This window comes from Pseudomonas fluorescens (assembly GCF_001902145.1).
Taxonomy (GTDB): Bacteria; Pseudomonadota; Gammaproteobacteria; order Pseudomonadales; family Pseudomonadaceae; genus Aquipseudomonas; species Aquipseudomonas fluorescens_BV.
On record NZ_MRST01000012.1, the window covers coordinates 57,782 to 81,282 of the forward strand.

A 23,501-nucleotide genomic window follows, 5' to 3' on the forward strand; every position below is an offset into this window, starting at 1 on the left:
TCACAGGGGTTGCGCAATAGTCAGTTGATGTTAATATCAACCGCGAGTTGATAAATGGAGGTTGCCATGTTGGACCCCGCAGATTTTCCGAATGCCATCGCGTTCGCATTTGAAGCTGTAGGCGGCATAGGTGCCGCCGCCAAGGTGTGTGAAAGGAGTTATCAGGCGCTCAATAAATGGCGCTTGTCCGCCAGCCTTCCGCGCACCGATTACACCGGTGAAACGCATTATGCAAAACGCTTAGCAACCGCTGCAGAGCTGAAGGGCAACGCCTTTGACGCTACCTGGCTTCTCGATGCTTCGGCCCCGCAGAAAGCTGCTGCATAGAAAGAAAAAAGGCGACCCAAGGGCCGCCCAGTTCCTCCCGGCACACACCACCACAGTGCTGTCGGGTCGCGACGAAGGTAGGAGGGCACACCACATGCAAACCACCTCCCTTTATCGCGCTGCCAAGACACGGATGTCTTGGGTTGCTGCCTTTTCCACCACAGATTAGGCAGCTGTTGCGCCAGAGGTGAGCAACGGATTGTTCGCCTCGGCACGGTGCCGGTTTCGATCCCTAGATCTAGCCGGCGTTTGGGCCCTTTCAAGCCACGCGGCAAATGTATCACCACTACACGTCGCGGGGCACTGGCAACTTAGTAGGATTAATGCCATGAGCCGAGTAGCTTTAAGCTGTGTTGATCGAGCGCAAAAGGAAGTACTGACGCTCGAATTAGCCCTGTACCACGCCGCACGGGACTATCCCGGCGGTGCCGCAGCAATCGCCGCCACCACCGGCCGCAATGCCACCACGCTGCAGCACAAGTTGTCTCCCACACATCCTTCGCACACCGTCAACATCCAGGAGTTCGGCGAGATCCTCGAACTGACCAAGGATCGCCGCATTCTCGATGCGGTGCACGCCCTTGTCGGCGACACGATCTGGCAGGAACTGGCTGAGGCGTACACCAACGACATGCCTGAGACCCTGACCAAGGGTATCGCCATGTTTTTCCGGCAGGTCGCCGATTTGTCCGAAACCTGGGCCAAGCACATTGGCGACGGCAAGGTCGATGACCGTGAGCTGGCTGAGATACGCCAGTTGGTGTTTCGTGGCATTCAGGGGTTGCTGGGCATGTACAACCGCGCCCGCTACGTCAACCAGACGACTTGTGGGGTGGAACGTGGCTGATATCGCTGACTTCGCAAATGACCTGGTGCAAGAGCGCATTGATCAGGCCGTCGCTGCACGCTTGGCACTGATTTCCAACACGGCTCAGCATTCGCTGATGTTCTGTGACGAATGCGATGGCCCCATCCCCGAGGCCCGTCGTTTGGCACAGCCCGGTTGCACGCTCTGTATAGAGTGCAAGACCGTCGATGATCAGAGGGCTTCCCGTTATGCTCGATGATGTGATCAATCAGTTCGCTGACTATGGTCTTGAGCCCGCTCAACCCTTGGTATTTGGCAAGCTCACCCGCTGCAAAACCACCCAGGACAAAGGCAAGGAAAAAAACGGCTGGTACGTCATCCATGAACACCGTACCGAAAAAAACGAGGCGCTGATCTTCGGCAGCTTCGGTGACTGGCGTTCTGGCGAGACGCAGAAGATCAAGGTCAAACCCGGACGTATGAGCCCCGAGGAGCGCGAAGTCATGCGCGCTCGCCAGGAAGATGCCAAGCGCAAGGCTGCTGAGATCGCTGCCAATGCATCACGCCGAGCGGCCAACCGTGCTGCCGGCCTGTTCAAGCGAATGCCCGAAAAGGGTAAGAGCGTCTATCTGGATCGAAAGCAGATCGTTGGCTTCAAGGTTCGCTATGCGCCACGTACTGGCGCATTTTTGGTGCCCATGTCCAACGTCCGCGACCAGATCGTCGGCCTGCAGGTGATCTTCCCCGCTAAGCAAGAAGACACTGGGCGGGATAAGCAGTACTGGCCGCCCGGTATGTCAAAAGAGGGCGCTTTTCACCTGATTGGCCCCCACCCAGAGCCTGGCGAACCGGTCCTGGTGTGTGAGGGCTACGCCACGGGCGCAAGCCTGCACATGGCGACTTCGCTCACTGTCGCCATCGCCTTCGATGCGGGCAACCTGCTGCCGGTCTCCAAGGCCATGCGCGAGCGTTTCCCCGGCTGTCCGCTGATCATCTGTCGCGATGACGACTGGAAAACCAAGCGCCCCAACGGTGACCCTTGGAACCCTGGCGAAGAGAAAGCCAACAACGCCGCGCTGGTCGTCGGTGGTCAGGTGGTTGCCCCGATGTTCTCCGGCGAGCGTGAGATCAAGTGGACCGACTTCAACGACCTGCACGTCGCCGAGGGGTTGGAGGCCGTCCGCCGCCAGGTGCTTGCGGTGGTCAAGCCTCCTGCAGCGGGTGGCTGGAAGGATCAACTGGCCCGCACCGAAAATGGCTCCCTGATCGCGCACATGCAAAACGTCGAGCTGATCCTGGGCAATGACGAACGCTGGGCCGGTGTCATCGGCTACAGCGTGTTCAGCTCCAAGATCGTCAAGCTGCGGTCTGCGCCCTTCGGCGGCGGTGCCGGCGACTGGGCCGACATTGACGACATGAGAGTAATGAAGTGGCTCGCGCAGCAGTACAACCTGCGGGTCAAAGCGTCCCATGTGATCGAGGCGGTCAGCGTGGTTGCCCACGACCATGCCTTCCACCCGGTGCGCGAGTACCTGGAGAAGCTGGAATGGGATCGCGTGCCACGCATTGAAACCTGGCTGACCGACGTGCTGGGCGTCCAGGCCAGTGAGTACTCGGCCAAGGTCGGTAAGCGCTGGCTCATCTCAGCGGTTGCCCGTGTGATGCGCCCAGGCTGCAAGGCCGACTCTGTGATGATCCTCGAAGGTGGGCAGGGCGCCGGTAAGTCCACGGCCATGGGCGTCCTCGGTGGCGAGTGGTTCATGGATACGCCTTTTGCCCTCGGTGACAAAGACAGCTTCCAGGCGATTCGCGGCAAGTGGATCGTCGAGCTGGGCGAACTGGACAGCTTCAACAAGGCGGAAAGCACCAAGGCCAAACAGTTCTTCTCCGCTTCCACCGACACCTACCGCGAGAGCTACGGCCGCAGAACGAATGACGTGCCACGCCAGTGTGTTTTTGTGGGCACCACCAACCAAGAGGAATACCTCAAGGACGCCACGGGCAACCGTCGTTACTGGCCGGTGTTCTGCAACAAGGTCGATCTGGAGCAACTTCGCGAGATCCGCGATCAGCTGTGGGCTGAGGCGCTGTTCTGCTTTGAAGCGGGCGATATCTGGTGGGTGAATAAGGACGAATCCAAGATGTTCGCCGAGGCGCAAGACGAGCGCTTTGTGGTGGATGAATGGGAGGGGCCAATCCTGGCCTGGATGGAAGAGTCGCAGATCGGGGAGACCGCTACCGGCAACGAGATCCTGACCCAGGCGCTGAAGCTGGACTTCGGACATTGGGGCAAGCCCGAGCAGATGCGGGTCGGGGCGATCATGCATCGGTTGGGTTGGCGCAAGCGGCGTATGCCCGCGCTGCCAAAAAGCGGCGTGCGGCCTTGGGCCTATGAAAAGCCTGCGGGGTGGGGGCGTGCGTCTGCGTTGCAGCAGGCGGTGATCGAGGAGCCTTGCTTTGATTAAGCGAATCGATGAGATGCTCAAACTGTGGGCGCAGGATCTGCATTCGCCTGTGCCAGACGGTGCTGGCGGGCCGAGTGGCGGCAACATGATCGCCATGCTGATGGAGTGCAAAGGTGAGTTGATACGCGGCACGCGCGGAAGTCGGGTGCTGCTGGATGAATCGGCGGATATCGAGCTGATCGTCAACAAGCACTTGGCGCCCGAGCTGGCCCTAGTGGTGATGGAACACTACTGCAACCACGAAAGCTTCCTCTCACAGAAAATGCTTCATTGCGGTTGCAGCGCGCCGACCTATTACCGTCGGCTACACGATGCCCATGTATCTATCGCCGGCATGCTGATGGGGAAGGCTGCATGATCCTCGGCGTCACTCCGCATACCTCTGTCCTACTGTCCCGCCTTGTCCGGCTGCCATTACGCGCAGTTGGACAGGCGCAGGCCGCGCCGTTGCTGGGCTGTCCTACTGTCCAACCTTTACCCGCCCCACGCACACATGAGCATAGTGGGCACGTAGTCGCGCCCATGGCGCGCACGCGTGCTTTTAAATTTCTCTCTATACACAAGAGAAAAGTAAAAACGGTAGGACAGTAGGGCAGAGCCCCGTATTTAGGCGCCTGTAGCTGTCCTACTTCAATCCAGAATAGTGGGACAAGTAAGACGGGGCACCAGAAGCGATAGCCGATTGAATGCGTTATCCCTCCGTTGCACCTGCGTCATACCCGTATGGCACCCGTATTGCTCCATGGCATTAAAACCTGCTTGCTGCCATGATAATCCACCTGTAAAAAGTACCCATCTTCGATAGGTGCGACCGCAAGCAGCGGGACACACCACCACACTGAACCCGGCCATTGCGCCGGGTTTTTGCGTTTATGGGGTAGGGCGATGACGAACGAGCAGCAAGCGCTTATTGATATGCCGATCTGGATGGTGATCGTACTGTCCCTGGTCGGCGGCATATCCGGCGAGGCATGGCGCGCCGACAAAGCGGGGGTAAGCGGCTGGTCCTTGATACGCCGCTTGCTCCTTCGGTCCGGGGCCTGCGTGGTCTGCGGACTTTCCACCATGATGTTGCTGCACGCTTCGGGCATGTCGGTTCTGGCGGCAGGGAGCATCGGATGTCTCACCGCGATGGCCGGCGCCGATGTCGCCATCGGGCTGTATGAACGCTGGGCCGCCAAGCGGTTGGGCGTGTGCGATCTGCCGCCCTCGGGCAACGGTCAGGCATGATGCGCTAGAGGCCACGGAGTACGTGGCTTGTAGCGGCACGCGTCAAAATGGCGCGCCGAAAGTCGCCGGGGACCCTGGCGGCATTCGAGGGACACGGGGCATGAAACCCGCGGGAAAGCGTTAGCGGCAGGGCTGCCAGCTTACTGAAATTCAATCCATTGAAATTGAAAGGTTTCCATTGAAAAGCCGTTGAAAAGGAGGGCTTATGACGGATCCACTGTTCCTGTCTAAAAGCGCTTTCGCGGTTCGCATCGGCAGGACGCCGAGCTACATCACCTGGCTCAAAGGCAACAACCGGCTGGTGCTGTCGCCGGATGGCAAGAAGGTCGACGTGCTGGCAACCGAAGCGCTGATCCTCGAAACCGCCGACCCCAGCAAGGCGGCCGTCGCGGCTCGCCACCAGCAGGACCGGCTCCAGCGTGACGTTTACAGCCAACTGTCCCCCATGGTCGAGCCGACTAACACGGCTGCGCCGCCGCAGCCTGCTGGCGCGAAGAGCGGGCAACCTGACTTCCAGAAGGCCCGTGCACACCGCGAGTACTACCTGGCCCAGTTGGCCGAGGCCGAGTTTCACAAGGTGCAGGGCTCGCTGGTGGACATGAAGGCGGTCACCACCGGGGCCTACAACGCCGGACGCATGCTGCGCGATCAACTGCTCAGCATGCCCCCGCAACTGGCCCCTGAACTGGCGGCGATGACTGACCCTTGGGAAATTGAACAGCACCTGACCAAGGCGCTACGGCTGTCTCTGGAAGAGGCCGAGCGCATGTCTGCGGCCGACCTTGAACGCGATCTGATCACTACGAGTTAACCCATGCAAACGGAAAAACCTGACGGCGCTGAGGTGTACCGTGAGGCGTATTTCCGTGGGCTGCGTCCAGACCCCAGCCTGTGGGTGGACGAGTGGGCCGACGAGTACATGCGCATCCCGCGTGATACCGGCGCCGCCGAGCCAGGGAAATATCGCACCGTGCGTACACCCTACGCACGCGAGCCGATGCGGTGTCTGTCACCGGCTCACCCGTGCAAGCGCGTAGTGACCATGGTCGCCTCGCAGTTGATGAAAACCCAGATCGCCTTGAACTGGATCGGCGCGCTGATCCACATGGTGCCGTCGAACATTCTCACGCTGCTGCCCAGCCTGGGCCTGGCAAAGCGGGTGTCGTCACGGATCGGCAAGACCATCAAGGCTACCCCGGTGCTGCGTGAACGAGTGGCGGCAAGTCGCTCGCGGGATTCGCGCAACACCATGGACACCAAGGAGTTCGAAGGCGGCTCGCTGTACGTCACCACCGCCGGCTCTGCGGCCAACTTGGCCGAGCTGTCGGCGCGCTACGTGTACGGCGATGAGATCGACCGCTGGGAAGTCGACGTAGGCGAAGAGGGTGACCCCATCGAGCTGGCAGAAACGCGGGGCAGTACCTTCGGCCGCAATGCGAAGTTCTACTTCTCCAGTTCGCCGACGATCAAGGGCGCCTCGCGTATCGACGATCTGTTCGAGGGTAGCGACCAGCGTTACTACTACGTGCCGTGCCCGACTTGTGGGCACATGCAGACCCTGGAATGGGAGCGGCTGCATTACTCCCAGGACTTCAGCGTGGTGCATTACGAGTGCGCCGGGCCTGACTGCGACGTGTTGATCGAGGAGCACCACAAGGGCGATATGCTTGCCCGTGGTGAGTGGCGCGCCCATGCCAAGGGCGATGGCGAGACGGTCGGCTTCCACCTCAACGCGCTGTATTCACCGTTGGGTTGGACGGGCTGGAAGTCGCTGGCAAAGCAATTCGAAAAGGCGAAAAAGGCCCAGGCCAAAGGCGACCTTGAGCCCATGCAGGTGTTCTACAACACCCGTCTGGCTAAGGTGTGGGACAGCGCGCAAGAGCAGACCAAGGCATCGGTACTGATCGAGCGGGCGCGCCGGGAAGGGTTCTCCCTCGGTGCGATGCCCGCTGCCGTAATGATGATCACGGGCGCTGTCGACGTACAGGCCGACCGCCTGGAGTTCATGGCAATGGGCTGGGGCGTCGGCATGGAGCGCTGGGTTATTGATCACCGTGTGATCGCGGGCGACCCTTCGGACGAACGCACCTGGGCGGTACTGGATGAACTGCTGAAAGAACGGTACCGGCACCCCTGCGGTGTCGGCTTGGGCATTCTCGCGGTCGCCGTCGACTCCGGCGGTCACCATACCGACGAGGTCTACCAGTTCTGCCGCGTGAGGCGCTGGCGCAACATCTTCGCCATCAAGGGCGCGAGCAAGCCCGGCAAGCCAGTGATCGCTCAGCGGCCGTCCATGGTTGATGTGACCTGGAAGGGCCAGACCGAACGCGGCGGCGCCGAGCTGTGGTTTGTCGGTACCGACACCGCAAAGGACTGGATCTACAACCGCTATCCGTTCGAGTCCGGCCCAGGTGCGCTGCACTTTGCCAACGACCTGCCGGACGAGTTCTTTGCCCAGTGCGTGGCCGAACGCAAGGTCGCCAAGTACGTGCGGGGCCACAAGCGTATCGAGTGGATCAAGGGCAAGGCCGAGCGCAACGAAGCCCTCGACCTGATGGTGTATTGCCTGGCGATGGCGCATTACCTCGGCATCAACCGGTATCAGGAACACGACTGGGACCGGGTACGGAACTCGCTGGCACAGGCCGGTTTGTTCGATGAAAAGGTGGTCGCTGCTGAGCGTGTAACGGTTGCCCCACAGGCTACCGCGACACCGCAAGTTGCGCCGCAACCCGTTGCCCCGGTCGCCCAACCGCGACCCGCTGCACCCCCACAACGCCGCAGTTCCACCAGCGGTTACCTGAAGAGACGCTGATATGTCGTTTACTCCGAAGCACCTCGAAGCCATCGAGCGCGCCATCGCACGCGGTGAAAAGACCGTGCGCTACAGCGACCGCACGGTGGAATACCGCTCCATCGACGAACTGCTCAAGGCCCGCGACGAGATCCGCACGTCGCTGACCAACGCCGCCGGGCCGCGCTCTCGCGTGATTCGGCTCATGCATGGAGGCAAGGGACTCTAATGGCCCGACATTATCCGACGCTGACCCGTAATGGATTCTTGCTGCCGTCGAACATCAAGGCCAGTTACGAAGGCGCCGGGGAGGGCCGCCGTTCGGCCAGTTGGGAAGCCACCGACAACGGCATCAACAGCATCAACACCCCGGCACTGCGCAACCTGCGGGCTCGCTCGCGGGCGGCGGTGCGCAATGACCCGTACGCGTTCAACGTCATCGACAAGCGCGTCAGCAACCTGATCGGCACCGGCATCACGCCCAGGCCGACCACGGACGACGCGACATTGCGCAAACTTAAGCAGCAGCTGTGGGACGACTGGGTGGATGAGGCGGACGCGGACGAGCTGACCGACTTCTACGGCATGCAGGCCCTGGTGGCGCGCACCGTGGAAACCGCTGGTGAATGCTTTGTGCGGTTGCGGCCGCGCAGTCCGAGCGAAGGTTTGGCGGTGCCGCTGCAGCTGCAGGCGCTGGCGCCTGAGTTTGTCCCACACGACAAGTTTGAGACGGCCAAAAACGGCAACGTCATCCGCGCCGGAATCGAGTTCAACCCGGCCGGCAAGCGCGTAGCGTATTGGATGTACCTCTCGCACCCACGCGATTCGTCCTCCTTAAACGTCGGCTACAACCAGCTGGTGCGCGTGCCGGCGACGCAGGTGCTGCATATCTTCGAACCGATGGAGCCAGGGCAACTACGCGGTGTACCACGCTTGGCCCCGGTGTTGAAACGCTTGCGAAGTCTGGACAACTACGATGATGCGGTGTTGTTCCGCCAGGAAGTGGCGAACCTGTTCGCGGGCTTCATCAAGCGTCCAGCACCTGAGGCCGGGCCGCAAGCGCGCAACCCGATGACCGGAGAGCTCTTGGTCACCGACCGCGACGGCTTCACGCCCATGGTCGCCCTCGAGCCCGGCACGATGCAGGAGCTGGGGCCAGGTGAAGAGGTGGAGTTCTCCAAACCACCGGATGCCGGCAACAACTATCCGGACTTCATGCGTCAGCAACTGATGGCTGCGGCGGCGGGTTCGGGCACGCCGTACGAGATCCTTACCGGCGATATGCGAGAGGTCAACGATCGGGCGCTGCGGGTGGTACTCAACGAGTTCCGGCGCCGCCTGGAGCAGCTGCAATTCGGCGTGTATGTACATCAACTGTGTCGCCCGGTGCGTGCTGCCTGGATGGACATGGCGGTGCTGTCCGGCGCCCTGGTGCTGGAGGATTACGCGCAACGTCGGCGCGAATACCTGCGCACACGTTGGGTGCCGCAAGGCTGGGCCTACATCCAGCCGGTGCAGGACGTCCAGGCGCGGCGGATGGAAGTGCAGGCGGGCTTCGGTTCACGCAGCGAGATGTGTCTGCGCAACGGCTACGACGCGGAAACCATCGACGCGGAAAACGCCGCTGACCTCGCCCGGTCCACGGATCTGGGCCTCAACTACACCACGCTTGATGCCATCGAGCCGACAGATGACAAGGAACAACCATGAGTAAAAAAGCGATCCCGCGCATTTATGACAAGGCTGGCAAGCAGGTAAAAGTCGCGGATAAGAGTTGGTACACCTTCCAGGCCAGCGGTGAAGCCGAGCAGCAAACCATTGAGGTGTTTGTATACGGCGAGATTGGCACTTGGGGTGTCAGCGCTAATCAGTTTGTTCAGGACCTGCGGGCCATGGATGACGGCGCGTCGCCGGTAATCGTTGCGTTCAACAGCATCGGTGGCGACTTGTTCGACGGCCTGGCGATTCACAACGCGCTGTCGCGCTTGGGCGAGCGCTGTACCGGGCGCATTGATGCGCTGGCGGCCAGCGCGGCCAGTGTTGCAGTGTGTGGCGCTCACCGGGTGGTGATCGCGGCCAATGCCATGCTGATGATCCACAACCCCTACACCTTTACCGGTGGTGATGCCGAAGACTTCCGCCGCGTTGCTGATGTGCTGGACCAGACCCTGGAAGCGATCATCGCGGCCTACAAGTCCAAAGCACCGGACATTGACGAGGCCGAGCTGCGGCGCATGGTCAACGCCGAGACTTGGCTGACTGCAAATGAGGCGGTGGCGCTGGGCCTGGCAGATGAAGTGGGCGACGGCCTTAAGGTCAAAGCCTGTCTCGGCCAGGGCAGTGTGTTGCAGCGCTTCCAGAACGCCCCGGCTGAATTGCTGGCCCAGTTAGACGAAGAGCCAGATGTCGAGCCGGCTGATCCTGTAAACCCTCCGGATCCAGCACTCGTATTGGACGCGGCCGGCTTGGCGTTGATGGTTACCAAGGGGTGTGCGGCGGCAGGCATCAGCAACCTGGTGGACCCGATACTCGCTTCGACGAAGCTAGAAAGCGAAGCGGTAGTCACTGCGGCGCTGACCAAGGCAAAAGCGCTGCACGGCTTGTGTGTCGCGGCACGATTGCCGGAACTGACCGGTGAGTTCCTGGCCGCTGGCTTGGATGAAGCTGCTGTCAGAGCGCGCTTGTTTGACAAGCTGGTCAGCAGCGGCGGTGGTTTTGAGATCAACAACAGCCTGCCGCTGGACAACGACCCTGCACCCACTATCAAGGCCAAACAGGTCGATACCCACTCAATCTGGGCTACGCGTCAGGCGGCACAGAACGGAACCTCGAAAGGAGCAAGAGCATGAAAATTGAATCGATGCACGCGGGTGAATTCCTGCTGTCCGAAGGCGCTGGCAATATTTCCCGCGAAGCTATCAACGTCGCCGCCGGCTCTGCCCTGGAGCCGGGCCAGATCCTCGGCCTAGTCACCGCCACCAGCGAGTTTGCCCCGTACCAGCCAACCGCCGAGGACGGTACCGAAAACGCCGTCGTGATTCTCTATGGCCCGCTGGGCGAGTCCGATGTTGCCCGGCGCGGTCGTGCCATTGTGCGGCTGGCTGAGGTCAGCGAGGCGCACTTGACCGGCCTCGATCCCGCCGCCGAAAAGGCCCTGGCCGCCCATTTCGTGATCGTCCGTTAAGGCGCTCACCACATTTATCCATCCCGCCGAGTGCGGGATTTTTCGTTTCTGGAGAGTACCCCATGGCCGATATCGCCATTTTTGAAGACGATGCATTCAGCGTCTCCTCGCTGACCGCTGCAATCAATGAACAGGAATACCTGCCGGGCCGTATCAGCAGCCTTGGCCTTTTCCGCGAAGAGGGCATCAGCACGTTGACCGTGCAGATCGAGAAAGACGGCGACACCCTGGCCCTGGTGCCATCGGGCGAGCGCGGCACCTCGGGCCTGGTGGTTGGCGGGACCAAGCGCACGTTGATCCCTTTCAACACCGTGCATCTCCCTGAGCGCTTCACCATCAAGGCTGATGAGATCCAGGGCATCCGCGCCTTCGGTACCCGCAGCGAATTGCAGGCCGTTCAGGATGTGGTCAACAAGCGCCTGGCAAAAGCCCGACGACAGCTGGATGCCACCCACGAATTTCAGCGCATGGGCGCGTTGAACGGGCAGGTGCTGGACGCCGATGGCAAGACAGTCCTGTTGGATATTTATAAATCCTTCGGCGTGAATCGTCAGAAGCTGCCAATGGGCTTGAACAGTCCAGACACCGAGCTGCGGGTCAAATGCGGTGAAGCCCTGGATATGCAGGAAGAAGCGCTCGGCAGCGTCACCAGCAGCGGCTCCCGCGCCATGTGCGGCAAGAACTTCTGGAACAAGCTGATCGTCCACAAGTCGGTCAAAGAGACTTACCTCAACACCATGCAAGCCGCGTCTCTGCGTGGCGATGCCCGTGAAGCCTTCGAGTTCGGCGGGATCGTCTGGGAGCGTTATCGCGGCAAGGTTGCTGGCGTTGCGTTTGTCCACGACGACAAGGCGCTGCTGATCCCCGAGGGCGTCCCTGACCTGTACATCTCGTCCTTCGCACCGGCCGACTACATGGAAACGGTTAACACCCAGGGCATTCCGTACTACAGCAAGATCGAGCCGCTGCCGTTCAACAAGGGTGTGGCCGGCGAAGCCCAGTCCAACCCGCTGCACCTGTGCACGCGGCCTCGGGCGCAGATCCTGCTGGAGATGTGATCGTGGCCTTCCGGGATCTGATCGACGACATCGACGACGTGGTTTTTGAAACCCTGGGAGACAGCGCCGTGATCGAGGGGCGCCCGGAGCCGGTGCTGGGTATGTTCTCGGCGCCCTGGAAACAGCCCCAGTTCGGCAAGCTCAATACCAATATACGAGAGCCGCGTTTCGAGATTCGCGTCAAGGATTCGGATGGCTTGGTCAAAGGTCTGCGGGTCAGCGTTGATCTGCCGGCGTTGGATGGCGGTGGCGACTATGACCTGCTGCAGCTTGAGCCGGACGGCAATGGCCTGGTGGCCTTGATCTTGAGGAAGCGCGCATGAGCATCGGCAGCTACACCCAGCAGAAGCGCGACGGTGGGATGCTCACCATAACGCCGTCGGCGGTGCATGTTCAGGCGCTGAAAGAGTTCGGCGACATGGTGCCCAAAGCGGCAGTGGCGGCTCAGCGGCGTGCAATCAACAAAACCATCCGTTGGTTGCGCACCCACATTGCACGGGCTGTCGGCAAGCAAGAACGCATCGCTATCGGCGCCGTCCGGCAACGACTTCGGGCGTACCCGGTGACCGGCGGCGATATGCGTGGCAAGTTGTGGTTCGGTATCAATGCCATCGAGGCCAGCCGCGTCGGACGTGCGCGGCAAACTGGCGCGGGTGTTTCAGTCGCCGGCCGGCGTTACCAGGGGGCGTTCTACAAGAAGGTCTACGGCAGCAATGCTGATATTTGGATCCGCACGTCGAGCAAACACTTCAACAGCACCGATTACCCGGATGCCGCGCAGGGTGGCAGACGCTCTGGCTTCGTCGAAGAAAACGACAACCGCTTTCCCCTGGCGAAGGCCAAGGTGTCGTTGGAGCAAGTGCGACCGCACTTTGATGCCTGGGTGAAGCGTGCGGACGAACGCCTGTTGGAGATCCTTACGCAGGAACTCAACTTTGAACTGCAGAAGTATTTGAAGGGGACGCCGCGTGTCTGACGAAACGTTGAGCCTCGACCAGCTTTATCAAGCTATCGAGCAGCACCTGCAGGCGCATCTGCCAGGTGTTCAAACCGTTGCTGCCTGGCCGAACATTGAGGATCACATCCCGTTGCCAGCGGTGTTCCTGGAGATGGCCGAGATTGAGCCGGGGGCTGATATCGGGACCGGTGAAACCACCATGGTCTGCAAGTTCGAAGCGCGGATCATCGTTGACCCCATTCAGGTTGATCATCATCGCCAGGTGGTGCAGTTGGCGACTCAGTTGATTGTGTTGCTAAGGGCACAGAACTGGGGCCTGGAGATCGAATGCGCCGAGTTTATTCAAGCGGTGCAGGACTGGACCCGTCCTGAGCTAGATGGTTACACGGTCTGGCTGGTGGAGTGGAATCAGACGATTTATCTCGGTACCGAAGAGTGGCCTTGGCCGGATGAACCGCCGGGCACGCTGTTGATAGGTGTCAGCCCGGATATTGGCCCAGGCAGTCGAGATCAGTACGTCGCGCCGGAGTTGCTGGCATGAGCTACGCCAGCGGGGAAAGCGACCGCATGATCGCCGCCATGCTGATGGATTGCGTGGTGGCTGCCGTTGATACGACGGCCTCGCCGCCGGTTGTCAGGGTCCGGGCAGGGGAGTGGACCAGCGCCTGGGTGCGCTGGCACAGCGTCGCTGCTGGTAAGGCTCGGCACTGGCGAGTCCCCAGCCTGGGTGAGCAAGGCAAGCTGTTCAGCCCTAGCGGCAACCCGGCAATGGGCACCTTCATTCCTGGCCTGTATGGCGCTGCTGGTTCGCCGCCTGACAACCGGGATCATGTTGAGGTGTGGCGGTTTGATGATGGCGGGTCGCTGGTCTATGACTGGCAGGCCAATAGCTACAGCATCACGCTGCCTACCGGGGCCGTCACCATCAAGGTCGGCGGCACCGTAGCCACCGTTACTGATAGCGCCGTCACGGTGGTGTCCGGGGACATCGGTCTCACCGGCAATGTGACGATCACCGGGCCGCTGACGGTGACGGGTGATATCAACGGTGCCGGCAAAATCATTGATGCGGGTGGCAACACCGCAAATCACAAACACTGATTAACCGCTTATTTCTGCCCGCCGCGTGCGGGCGTTTTCATTTCTGGAGTTTGCCCTTATGAACAAGCCCAAGTCGGACGAACAGCCGCCCGTAGCCCAGCCATTGCCAGCACCGAAGGTAGAGTCATCACCGAAAGCTGTTGGCCTGCCTCGTCGCTTTCGCGACACCGTGTTCACCTCGCGAACGCTGATCATGCCGCACGGCCAAAGCCTGGTGGTCATCAGGGGGATTGTGGGCGCTGACACCTCTGATCAATTCGAATTTCTTCAAAACCATCCTGACCTCGAACCCGCGCCGGAGTAACCCAGATGATCGGAATGGATCGCCGCACTGGGCAGCCCATCTCCGGCATCGAGCATCTGCGTCAGTGCATTGAAGACATCCTGACCACCCCGTTGGGCAGCCGCCGGCAACGGCCCGACTACGGTAGCCAGTTACGCCGCTTCGTCGACCTTCCAGTTACCGAAGGTTGGAAAAGCGCAGTCCAGGCCGAAGTGGCCCGGGCGTTGGGACGATGGGAGCCCCGGCTCAGTATCAGCCAGGTGCGTGTGGTGGCTGTTTTAGATGGCCGAATCGAGTTTGAACTCAAGGGCCTGTTCAAGGGCGAAAACGCGCTACTGAGGGTCGCCGCATGAGCACTGTGGATTTATCAGCGCTGCCGGCGCCGCCTGTTCTGGAGGATCTCGACTTTGAGCAAACCTACGCCGAGGAGCTGGCCGCGTTTCGTTTGTACATGGGCGAAAACTGGACTGCCGAGCTGGAGAGTGATCCAGTGGTCAAGCTGTTGGAATTGGGCGTTTACCGGCGCATCCAGAACCGGGCCCGGGTAAATGACGGGGCCAAGGCACTGATGCTGGCTTATGCCATTGATGGCGACCTTGATGAGTTAGCTAATAACGTCCGGCTGAAGCGCCTGGTGATTCAGGAAGAAAACCTCAACACCGTTCCGCCGACGCCGCGAGTGATGGAGTCAAACGACGCTCTGCGCGAGCGAGTGCAGCTGGTGTACGAAGGGCTAACCACGGCCGGCCCGCGAAACAGCTACATCCTGCATGCCCGCAATGCGTCGGCGCTGGTGGCGGATGCAACGGCTGAAAGCCCGTCCCCTGCTGAGGTGGTCGTCACCGTGCTGCACCTGCAGGGCAATGGTGTCGCCGAGCAGCCGCTGCTGGATGCGGTGATGAAATACCTCAGTGATGACGACATCCGGCCAGTCGGGGATCGCCTCACCGTGCAAAGCGCCGAGGTCATTGAATACCGCATTGACGCGGTGCTGCATATGGCCGGTACCGGCTCGGAAAACGAGGCGATCCTGGCTGCGGCTAAGCAGCGCTTGGCGAGCTGGGTCAATCCTCGGCGTCGCTTGGGTGTGGAGGTACCACGTTCGGCCATCGACGCGCAGCTGCATATCAGCGGCGTCGGTCGGGTGGACCTGCCCAATTGGCAAGACATCAAGCCGACCAAGTACCAGGCGGCTTATTGCGTCGACTTTACCGTGAAGCAGGGAGGGCCGTCGTGAAAAGCCTACTGCCTATAAACAGCACCCAACTGGAACGGGCCATTGAAGCGGCGACCGACGAAGTCACCGATGTGCCGTTGCGCACTTTGTACAACCCTGACACCTGCCCGGCGCACTTGCTGCACCAATTGGCCTGGGCCTGGTCGGTGGACCGCTGGGACAACAACTGGTCGGAAGCCGTCAAGCGCTCGGCCATCCGTTCGGCGTTCTACGTACATGCACACAAGGGCACCATCGGTGCGTTGCGTCGGGTAGTTGAGCCGCTCGGTTACCTGATTGAAGTGCAGGAGTGGTGGGAGACGACTCCCATGGGTGTTCCCGGCACCTTTGCCTTGAAGGTAGGCGTATTGGAAACCGGTATCACCGAGGAGATGTACCAGGAGCTGACCTGGCTGATTGATGACGCCAAGCCGGTTAGCCGGCACATGACGGGCCTGGCGATCAGCCTCGAAACCACTGGCCGTGTATTCATTGGCGCCGGACTTTACGAGGGTGACGTACTTAGCGTTTATCCACCGACTCAGCGTGACATTGATGTCAGCGGCTACATTGCCGTCGGCGGCCGTGAACATCATATCGACACAATGGACATTTACTCATGACCGACCAAAACAGCCAGTTCATGGCGATCCTTACTGATATAGGCAGGGCTAAACAGGCAAATGCGGATGCACTTGGGGTGCCCTGGACATTTGCGCAGATGGGTGTCGGCGATGCCAACGAAACCAACCCAATTCCGAATCCTTCGCAGACCAAATTGATCAATGAGCGGCGTCGTGCTCCTCTGAACCAGCTCAAGGTTGACCCGAAGAATCCAAACGTAATTATTGCTGAGCAGGTTATTCCAGAAAGCGTCGGTGGTTGGTGGATTCGAGAAGTTGGGCTATACGATGCAGTTGGCGATCTTGTGGCTATTGCTAACTGCGCACCGACGTATAAGCCGCTATCCAGTCAGGGGTCTGCACGCACCCAAGTTATTCGGATCAACCTGATCGTCAGCAACACATCGAACATTGAACTGAAAATCGACCCATCGGTGGTACTGGCGACGCGGGAGTTTGTCGAGACGGGATACCTGCCTTTGAAGGGCGGCACGTTGACCGGATCGCTGAATCTCATCGAATCCAAGAGCGTCTATATCCAACCAGACAATGCACCCACTTGGGCTGCCGGCCTGATTGCCGGGTCGTTTGGCGGGGAAAAAGCCGGTGTCGGCTTTCTCGGCAGTTACAACGCGTTGAACGTTGCGTTTCTGGGGCTTGGTCCCACACCTTGGTATAGCGGTAACGGGGTCCGCGTCACGCCCGCTGGCGTGGAGCTTGCCGGACCTGTCAGCGGCGTAGGGTCGGGTCTGACGGGCCTGAAGTTCTCCGCACTCACGGGGTTGCCCAATAACTTGGCTGCATACGGTGTGTCGTTCGCCAGTCAAACCGAAGCAGAAACTGGCGCCGATACCAACAAGCCCATGAGCGCTTTGCGGGTGTTTCAAGCTATCGCTGCGAAAGTTATCCAGGCTACCGAAAGCGCACTGGGCACCGCCCGGATAGCCTCCCAAATGTTGGTCAATGCGGGGACCGATGACAGCAGTATTGTTACCCCGAAAAAGCTGCGCTGGGGCTTCCAGATTCTGATTGGTCAATCCGGGTACATCGTCTTTCCCAGCTACCTCGGCGGTTGGATCGTGCAATGGAGTCTCGCAGTTTCGTTGACGGGATCGACGGTCAATCAGACCAACTTCCACATTCCTTTTCCCAACGATGTGGGGACTGTAGTGGTGGGGGCTTTCAACAATACGGGAGGCGGCGAATATTCGGTGCGCCTCAGTGATGGGGCGGGAGGTGCCAATGGGACGGTGAGCAAGACCTGGTTCAAAACCTACAATACTGGGGTTACCGGGCAAGCGGGCCTTAGCTACATCGCCGTCGGTACGTGAGGAGGCATTATGAAATACGCAACGTTTAACGCCGATGGGACCCTGAATCAACGCCTTATCAAGGGCATCCACCCAATTCCAAAGGACGCCGTAGAGGTCGATGACGTTCTGTGGCAGAGAATGATCAAAGAGTTGGATGGTATCTGGTCGCTCGATTCATCAGGGCGGATCACTAAGCACCCGTTACCCAACGTGCCACTGACGCGAGAGGCTATAGAGCGCTTGCGCCTCGCCGCCTATGCGGAGCCTGTCTCAGGTTCCGATCGCTATTTTGCTGAAGCGAACCGAATGCAGGTGATGGGGGAGGCTGGCTGGGAGCACGTCAGGGATGCAGCTATCGAGCGCTTCAACGAGATACAGGCCCGGTATCCCTGGCCGGAGGACGCAGCGCCTCATTAAATGGGCGCTGTCTCGCCCGTTATGAAGCGCGGGGTTGCCCGGCGGGGGTAGGGGGTTGTCGGTTTTTCAGTTTTAGCGCCGGTTTCTCGATGAGGTACCAGCTCGCCGTGGAGAAGAGTACCAGCGCGACGGCCAGCACCGTGCCAGTGAGAAAGGCGTTCTCGGGCTTATACGCTGCATTGATAAAGAGAATCATCGGGATGTGATAGACGTACATCCCGTAGCTCAAGTCAGGGATTTTGGACGGGATCAATTTTGCACCCGCCATGCCGGCCCAAACGACCGCAAATGCCTGCACCACAGAGGGCGCCATGTCGCCGCCTATGCCTGGAATTGGGATATACGTCCACAGGCACACCACCACGAAGAACACCCACGGCAGCACTGAGCCAAATCGCATCAAGCGCTCTTGATGCAGGAACATCAAATTCCCAGTGAAGAACGCGGGCGCCAGGTAGGAGAGGACGTGATAGTAAGGACTGATCGGCATTGAGGTGATTTTCCACGAAATCACGCTCGCCGCTGCTAGCAGCAACCAGATATATAACGGCCTTTTATATGCCCCCAAAGCCCAGAGAATTGCCAGTACTGCATAGGCTAGCTCCTCCCACGCCAAGGACCATAAAGCCGCATTGGTATGGGGCGGCATCATCAACCCGCCAGTGACCCAGACGGTAAGCGAGTTGATCAGAAATGTGTAGTCGAGCAGGACGTATCCCAACAACAACGCAGTGATCAATGCCGGAAATATTCGCAATGCTCGCTTCCTGGCAAACGCAGTCCAAGATCCCGTATTGGCGAAACTCTTAAGCACCAGAAAACCACTGACCGCCAGAAACGCGGGCACCGCTCGGATAAAGCCGGGCCAATCAAAATGAGGATCCAGCGAAGCCCAGGTATGGACGACAACCACCTCGACCGCGAGCAATAGCCGCATCAGGTCGAAGCTGGGGTAATGAATATTAGTGTTCAAAACGGGGTTGGACATGACACGGCCTTTATCAGTAGGCCGCCATCCTAGCCCATAGCCACATCATCCTGTAGCCCCTTGCGCTACAAGCGCTCGACGTCTGCCATTTAAACCTCAGTGGTATGTGCTGACGCCCCGAACGCTTCCTACAGCCACTCAACAACCCCGCCCCCTTTTTGGGGTTTTTTTATGTCTGGAGATTAATCCCATGGCCTCTTCCGGTCGTTTTCACGGCGTTACCGTCACCCTAGTAGATACCGGGGCACGGACCATTGCGCTGCCGTCGTCGTCCATTATTGGGCTATGCGACACCTTTACTGTGGTGCCAGCGGCATCCGCCAAACCCAATGAACTGACGTTGATCACCAGCGAGCGCGAAGCGGTCGCCGCTTGGGGTGAGGACTCGGCGATCACGCGTGCTTGCAAGGCGATTTTCGTCCGTGCAAAAGCCGTAGTGATCGGCTGCGGTGTCGCCAAAGTTGAAGACCCTGCCCAGCAAACCTCCTCAATCATTGGCGGTGTCCTGGCGTCCGGGCAGCGCACCGGTATGCAGGCGCTACTGGACGGTAAGAGCCGGTTCAACGCACAGCCGCGACTGCTGATTGCTCCAGGTCATACCGCGACCCAGGCGGTTGCCACTGCGCTGGATGCGTTGGCCGGCAAGCTGAGGGCCCTGGCGATTCTCGACGGGCCGAACACCACGGACGAAGCCGCAATGGCCTACGCCCAGGAGTTCGGCAGCAAGCGTTGCTTCCTTGTCGATCCGGGCGTGCAGCTGTGGGACACGCTGCAGAGCAAAACCGTCAACGCGCCGGCCTCGGCTTTCGCTGCTGGTTTGTTTGCCTGGACGGATGCCGAGTATGGCTTCTGGTCTTCGCCATCGAACAAGGAGTTCGTCGGCATCACCGGCACCTCGCGGCCGGTCGAGTTTCTGGATGGCGACGAAACCTGCCGGGCCAACCTGCTCAACAACGCCAACATCACCACCATCATTCGCGACGGCGGGTATCGCTTGTGGGGTAACCGTACGCTGTCAGCGGATCCCAAGTGGGCGTTTGTTACCCGTGTGCGCACGGTCGACATCGTCATGGACGCAATCCTGGCCGGGCACAAGTGGGCGGTCGACCGTGGCATCACCAAGACCTACATCAAGGATGTCACCGACGGCCTGCAGGCATTCATGCAAGACCTGAAGAACCAGGGCGCTGTGATCAACTTCGAGGTGTTCGCCGACACCGAACTCAACACCGTCAGCCAGCTGGAGCAGGGCAAGGTTTACTGGAACATCCGTTTCACCGACGTACCGCCTGCCGAGAACCCGATTTTCCGGGTCGAGGTCACCAATCAGTGGCTCACCGAAGTCCTGGAAACCGCTGCCTAAGGAGGCTGCTCAATGATTCCTCAAGTGCTTTTCAACACCAACCTGTTCGTCGACGGCATCAACTTCAAGGGCGATGTGCCCAGCCTGAGTTTGCCGAAGCTGGTGGTTAAAACAGATGAGTATCGCGGTGGCGGCATGGCTGGCCCTATCGAGATGGACATGGGCCTGGAAAAGATGGAGGCCAGTTTCACCACCAACGGCGTACGTCGCGAGGCCATGAAGTTTTTTGGACTGTCCGATCAAACCGCCTTCAACGGGGTTTATCGCGGTTCGTTCAAAGGGCAAAAAGGGCAGACCACAGCAGTGGTGGCGACCTTGCGCGGCATGCTCAAAGAGCTGGACCCAGGCGACTGGAAGGCAGGCGACAAAGCCGAGTTCAAGTACTCGATTGCCGTCAGCTACTACAAGCTGGAGATCGCCGGCCGCCTCATTTACGAAATCGACATGGTCGCCTCGATCCGCGTGATCGACGGTGTGGATCAACTGGCATCCATGCGCAGCGACTTGGGCCTCTAAGGAATTTATCAAATGGCTACCCCTGAACTGAAAAAACTCCCTACCTGGCTGAAGCTCACCGCCGAAAACGCAACCATCACCTTGTCTCGGCCCTCTGAGGTCAACGGCGTGACCGTCGATACCCTGACGATTCGCTCACCCACGGTGCGCGAAGTGCGCGCTGCTGATCGCGCCTCGGGCGACGATGAAGAACAGCGCGAGCTGATGCTGTTCGCCGGCCTTTGCGAAGCCGGTCAGCAGGACCTGGAGGGCCTGAAGCTGGTGGACTACCACCGCCTGCAGGCCGGCTATTTTCGCCTGGTGCAGGACGACGGGGTTTAACCCCGCACTGTTGAAACTGGCGGCCAAACGCTTGGCGGCGGAAACCGGATTTTCCGCCGCCGAGATTCAGGCCATGCCGTTTGCCGAGATGGTCTGGTGGCTCTCGGATTGAGCCACCTACCGTAATCACTCGCTACAGGGAGCCACGACATGGCAAACAAACTCGCGCTCGGCCTAGTGATTGGCGGCGCCGTCAGCTCCACGGTGGGCACGGCCTTCAAGGATGTGCAGGGGCGGATCAAGCAACTGGAAGCTCAAGGCACCAAGGCTCGGGTGCTGCAGCGCACGATTGGCGACACCATCCGACTGCGGGAGGAATGGAAGAAGGCCAATGACAGCGGCGCCGCTGGTGCCAGTACGTTGCTGCGCAAATTGGAGTCCAACCTCAGCACCCTGAAAAAACAAGGTGTCGAGGTACGCAATCTCGCCAAGGCTTATCAGAGCATGGAGCAGGTCGCTCGCAAGGCCGACCTGAAAGCCACTGGGTACTCTCAGATCAAAGATGGCAAAGAGGGGCTTACCGGCACGTTGGGCAAGGCGGCGGCTGCTACCGCGTTGATCGCCATTCCCACCAAGGTATCGGCCAACTACCAGACGCAAATTCGGCAGATGGCGCTGTGGGCACACACTGCCGGCACAGACGCCGAACAGAAAATGGCCGACAAGATCAGTGAGGTGGCCGCGAAGAAGGGGATGGGGCAGCAGGCTCTCGCTCGGGCGGTCGGTGGCTTGATCGAGAAGGGCATCGACTGGGAGGAGTCGGTGGACTATGCGCCGCTGATTGCTGACCTGGTCGACGGCCAGGGCATGGAGGCCGGAACCATCGCCACTTTGTTCAGTGCCTTCAAGGAGGCTGGGGTCAAGAAGGAAGATATGGGCGCCATGCTGGGGCAAGTGGCCGCTGCGGGTGACATTGGTGCGTTCGGCCCAAAGGACATGGCCAAGTACATGCCGGCACTGCTCGGCACGATTAAACGGCTGGGCATGGAAGGCCCGGAGGCCGTGCGTTTCCTCGGTGCGAGCCTGCAGTCGCAGTTCTCGCAAACCCAGGATGCAGCGGCGGCTGCAACCAACATGAACAACTTGCTCAACGCCGTGATCAGCAGCACAAGCCAGGAGCGGTTCGCAAAACAAGGCTATGACCTGACGAATTCGATCCTGGCCGCTACCAAAAGCGGTAAGGCGTCCAACCCGGTTGAAGCCTTCATCATGCTCAGTGAACAGTTGATCCAGAAACAGGATCCGGCCACGGCCAAGAAGGTCGCGGGGCTCAAGGCCAAGATCAAGGCGTCCAAGGATGGTAGCGCCGAAGAAGAGCAGGCGATGGTCGCGCTGATTCAGGCAGCGGGTTTGGCGAATATCGTCAGTGACCAGAGCGCCAGTGACGGCTTGCTCGCCCAGATCAAGTACGGCAACACGATCAAAGACAACATGACCACCATCAAGAAAACCGATGGTAAGGCCAAGATCGAGTCCGACGCGGCGAAAGCTCGTGAGACATCCAACGCCAAGTGGAGCGCGGCGACATCGAGCATGGAAGCGACGATGACCAGCCTCGGTGATGCGTTACGGCCGCTCACCGACCTGGCGGCCGATGGCTTGACCAAGGTTGGCAATAGCATGGCGGGCCTTGCCAATGAGTTTCCTAAAATCGTCAGCGGTACGACGGTAGCTATTGGTGCGATTGGCGCGGCAGTCGCGGCGTTTCAGACATTCAAGATCGGCAAGGGCCTGATTAATTTGGCGCGTGGCGGTTTGGGCGGAAAAGCAGTTGGTGTGCAAAAGGTGTTTGTCACCAATTCGAATGCAGGCGGCGGCAGTGCGGGCAGGGGCAAAGGCGGTACAGCGTTGTCGGTGGTTGAGAAAGGGCTGAAAGCTGCTGCCGCCTTACGAGGTAAAGGTGGTTCTGGGGCTGATCCGAAGGCGGGTGGTTTGGATCCTGTTGCCAAGGGCATCGATGTCGTCTCGATGATTGAAGATGCGGTGGGTGGCGGAGGGGATGCCGCAGAGCCGGTGGGCGGTATCCAGCGTGTGTTTGTCGTGAATATGGCGTCCATGGGCGGCATGGGTAATTCACGTTCGGCAAGGCGTCGAAACCGGAAACCGTCTGCTCCTCGGACTTCGCGGCGCCGACCAACGGCACCGACACCGACACCGCCACGGTCACCGCGTCCGGTTAGCCCGTCACGTATGCCGCCGTTGGCTCCGGCGCCACGTCCTCCTGTTCTACCGAATCCTGGCGCGAAGATGTTGACTTCAGTCGCCGGAGGCGTGGGCAAGGTCGGCAAAGCAGTTAAGGCTGTTCCGGGTGGTTCTTTGGTCGAAGCGGGCAGCATGGTACTCAACACCTACTTGACCGCCGAAACCCGGAACGAGAAAGCGGAAGGTTACGGGGAGGCTGCTGGAACGCTCGCTGGCACTATGGCAGGTGCAGCTGCAGGTGCGGCCATTGGTTCGGTCGTACCGATCATTGGCACTACCATTGGCGGTTTGGTTGGGGCTTACCTCGGCAGTATGGGGGGGCAGCAGTTGGGTG

28 protein-coding genes are annotated in these 23,501 nt (G+C 60.0%); 27 read left to right on the forward strand and 1 reads right to left on the reverse strand.

The window, feature by feature from the left end; translation table 11 throughout:
* Positions 1-66 precede the first annotated feature (66 nt).
* From BUE92_RS01420 to BUE92_RS01530, 23 genes are all read left to right on the forward strand, one after another.
* Positions 67-327, forward strand: a complete 261-nt coding sequence (locus BUE92_RS01420) for a hypothetical protein (protein WP_073521649.1) — start codon at positions 67-69, stop codon at positions 325-327.
* Between the two features lie 328 nt (positions 328-655).
* Positions 656-1,174: a phage regulatory CII family protein gene (locus tag BUE92_RS01425; protein WP_073521650.1), complete on the forward strand. Its 519-nt coding sequence runs from the start codon at positions 656-658 to the stop codon at positions 1,172-1,174.
* Positions 1,167-1,394: a TraR/DksA family transcriptional regulator gene (locus BUE92_RS01430; protein WP_073521651.1), complete on the forward strand. Its 228-nt coding sequence runs from the start codon at positions 1,167-1,169 to the stop codon at positions 1,392-1,394. Before BUE92_RS01425 ends, BUE92_RS01430 begins: the two co-directional genes overlap by 8 nt.
* Positions 1,384-3,600: a VapE domain-containing protein gene (locus tag BUE92_RS01435; protein ID WP_073521652.1), complete on the forward strand. Its 2,217-nt coding sequence runs from the start codon at positions 1,384-1,386 to the stop codon at positions 3,598-3,600. Before BUE92_RS01430 ends, BUE92_RS01435 begins: the two co-directional genes overlap by 11 nt.
* Positions 3,593-3,958: a PA0613 family protein gene (locus tag BUE92_RS01440; protein ID WP_043046668.1), complete on the forward strand. Its 366-nt coding sequence runs from the start codon at positions 3,593-3,595 to the stop codon at positions 3,956-3,958. The genes BUE92_RS01435 and BUE92_RS01440 overlap by 8 nt, the downstream gene beginning before the upstream one ends.
* A 527-nt stretch (positions 3,959-4,485) precedes the next feature.
* A complete protein-coding gene (locus BUE92_RS01445) occupies positions 4,486-4,830 on the forward strand; it encodes a phage holin family protein (RefSeq protein ID WP_073521653.1) in 345 nt (114 codons plus the stop codon).
* A gap of 205 nt (positions 4,831-5,035) precedes the next feature.
* Positions 5,036-5,641, forward strand: a complete 606-nt coding sequence (locus BUE92_RS01450; RefSeq protein WP_073521654.1) for a terminase small subunit — start codon at positions 5,036-5,038, stop codon at positions 5,639-5,641.
* Between the two features lie 3 nt (positions 5,642-5,644).
* Entirely contained in the window at positions 5,645-7,645 is a 2,001-nt protein-coding gene (locus tag BUE92_RS01455; RefSeq protein WP_073521655.1) for a phage terminase large subunit family protein, read from the forward strand.
* A 1-nt stretch (position 7,646) separates the two neighbouring features.
* A complete protein-coding gene (locus tag BUE92_RS01460) occupies positions 7,647-7,853 on the forward strand; it encodes a phage head-tail joining protein (RefSeq protein WP_073521656.1) in 207 nt (68 codons plus the stop codon).
* Positions 7,853-9,334, forward strand: a complete 1,482-nt coding sequence (locus tag BUE92_RS01465; protein ID WP_073521657.1) for a phage portal protein — start codon at positions 7,853-7,855, stop codon at positions 9,332-9,334. Before BUE92_RS01460 ends, BUE92_RS01465 begins: the two co-directional genes overlap by 1 nt.
* Complete coding sequence (locus tag BUE92_RS01470; RefSeq protein WP_073521658.1) at positions 9,331-10,473, forward strand: head maturation protease, ClpP-related; 1,143 nt, start codon at positions 9,331-9,333, stop codon at positions 10,471-10,473. The genes BUE92_RS01465 and BUE92_RS01470 overlap by 4 nt, the downstream gene beginning before the upstream one ends.
* Entirely contained in the window at positions 10,470-10,808 is a 339-nt protein-coding gene (locus tag BUE92_RS01475; protein ID WP_073521659.1) for a head decoration protein, read from the forward strand. The genes BUE92_RS01470 and BUE92_RS01475 overlap by 4 nt, the downstream gene beginning before the upstream one ends.
* Positions 10,809-10,870: 62 nt before the next feature.
* Entirely contained in the window at positions 10,871-11,866 is a 996-nt protein-coding gene (locus tag BUE92_RS01480; protein WP_043046677.1) for a major capsid protein, read from the forward strand.
* Positions 11,867-11,868: 2 nt separating this feature from the next.
* Positions 11,869-12,189 (forward strand): head-tail joining protein, encoded by a 321-nt coding sequence (locus BUE92_RS01485; RefSeq protein WP_073521660.1) that lies wholly within the window; start codon positions 11,869-11,871, stop codon positions 12,187-12,189.
* Positions 12,186-12,842, forward strand: coding sequence for a phage tail protein (locus BUE92_RS01490; RefSeq protein ID WP_073521661.1), 657 nt, complete (start codon positions 12,186-12,188; stop codon positions 12,840-12,842). Before BUE92_RS01485 ends, BUE92_RS01490 begins: the two co-directional genes overlap by 4 nt.
* A complete protein-coding gene (locus tag BUE92_RS01495; RefSeq protein WP_073521662.1) occupies positions 12,835-13,365 on the forward strand; it encodes a hypothetical protein in 531 nt (176 codons plus the stop codon). The genes BUE92_RS01490 and BUE92_RS01495 overlap by 8 nt, the downstream gene beginning before the upstream one ends.
* Positions 13,362-13,925: a phage baseplate assembly protein V gene (locus BUE92_RS01500; RefSeq protein ID WP_073521663.1), complete on the forward strand. Its 564-nt coding sequence runs from the start codon at positions 13,362-13,364 to the stop codon at positions 13,923-13,925. Before BUE92_RS01495 ends, BUE92_RS01500 begins: the two co-directional genes overlap by 4 nt.
* A 58-nt stretch (positions 13,926-13,983) precedes the next feature.
* Entirely contained in the window at positions 13,984-14,229 is a 246-nt protein-coding gene (locus BUE92_RS01505; protein ID WP_073521664.1) for a hypothetical protein, read from the forward strand.
* A 5-nt stretch (positions 14,230-14,234) separates the two neighbouring features.
* Entirely contained in the window at positions 14,235-14,561 is a 327-nt protein-coding gene (locus BUE92_RS01510) for a GPW/gp25 family protein (RefSeq protein WP_043046683.1), read from the forward strand.
* Complete coding sequence (locus BUE92_RS01515) at positions 14,558-15,445, forward strand: baseplate assembly protein (RefSeq protein ID WP_043046684.1); 888 nt, start codon at positions 14,558-14,560, stop codon at positions 15,443-15,445. The genes BUE92_RS01510 and BUE92_RS01515 overlap by 4 nt, the downstream gene beginning before the upstream one ends.
* Positions 15,442-16,047 (forward strand): phage tail protein I, encoded by a 606-nt coding sequence (locus BUE92_RS01520; RefSeq protein WP_073521665.1) that lies wholly within the window; start codon positions 15,442-15,444, stop codon positions 16,045-16,047. Before BUE92_RS01515 ends, BUE92_RS01520 begins: the two co-directional genes overlap by 4 nt.
* Positions 16,044-17,378: a phage tail protein gene (locus tag BUE92_RS28630; protein ID WP_073521666.1), complete on the forward strand. Its 1,335-nt coding sequence runs from the start codon at positions 16,044-16,046 to the stop codon at positions 17,376-17,378. Before BUE92_RS01520 ends, BUE92_RS28630 begins: the two co-directional genes overlap by 4 nt.
* Positions 17,379-17,387: 9 nt before the next feature.
* Entirely contained in the window at positions 17,388-17,777 is a 390-nt protein-coding gene (locus tag BUE92_RS01530; RefSeq protein WP_073521667.1) for a hypothetical protein, read from the forward strand.
* A gap of 19 nt (positions 17,778-17,796) precedes the next feature.
* Here BUE92_RS01530 and BUE92_RS01535 read toward each other — a convergent pair whose 3' ends face one another.
* Positions 17,797-18,765 carry an acyltransferase family protein gene (locus BUE92_RS01535; RefSeq protein ID WP_073521668.1) on the reverse strand — a complete coding sequence of 323 codons (969 nt, stop codon included), beginning with the start codon at positions 18,763-18,765 and terminating at the stop codon, positions 17,797-17,799.
* A gap of 190 nt (positions 18,766-18,955) precedes the next feature.
* On the opposite strand from BUE92_RS01535, the gene BUE92_RS01540 reads away from it, so the two are divergent.
* The 4 genes from BUE92_RS01540 to BUE92_RS01555 form a co-directional block, all read left to right on the forward strand.
* On the forward strand, positions 18,956-20,128 hold the full coding sequence (locus BUE92_RS01540; protein WP_065935929.1) for a phage tail sheath subtilisin-like domain-containing protein: 1,173 nt from the start codon (positions 18,956-18,958) through the stop codon (positions 20,126-20,128).
* Between the two features lie 12 nt (positions 20,129-20,140).
* Positions 20,141-20,644, forward strand: coding sequence for a phage major tail tube protein (locus BUE92_RS01545; RefSeq protein WP_043046688.1), 504 nt, complete (start codon positions 20,141-20,143; stop codon positions 20,642-20,644).
* A 12-nt stretch (positions 20,645-20,656) separates the two neighbouring features.
* Positions 20,657-20,965, forward strand: a complete 309-nt coding sequence (locus BUE92_RS01550) for a phage tail assembly protein (RefSeq protein ID WP_056845384.1) — start codon at positions 20,657-20,659, stop codon at positions 20,963-20,965.
* A gap of 150 nt (positions 20,966-21,115) precedes the next feature.
* The coding region (locus tag BUE92_RS01555) for a phage tail tape measure protein (RefSeq protein ID WP_081372156.1) at positions 21,116-23,501 on the forward strand (2,386 nt) is incomplete at its 3' end.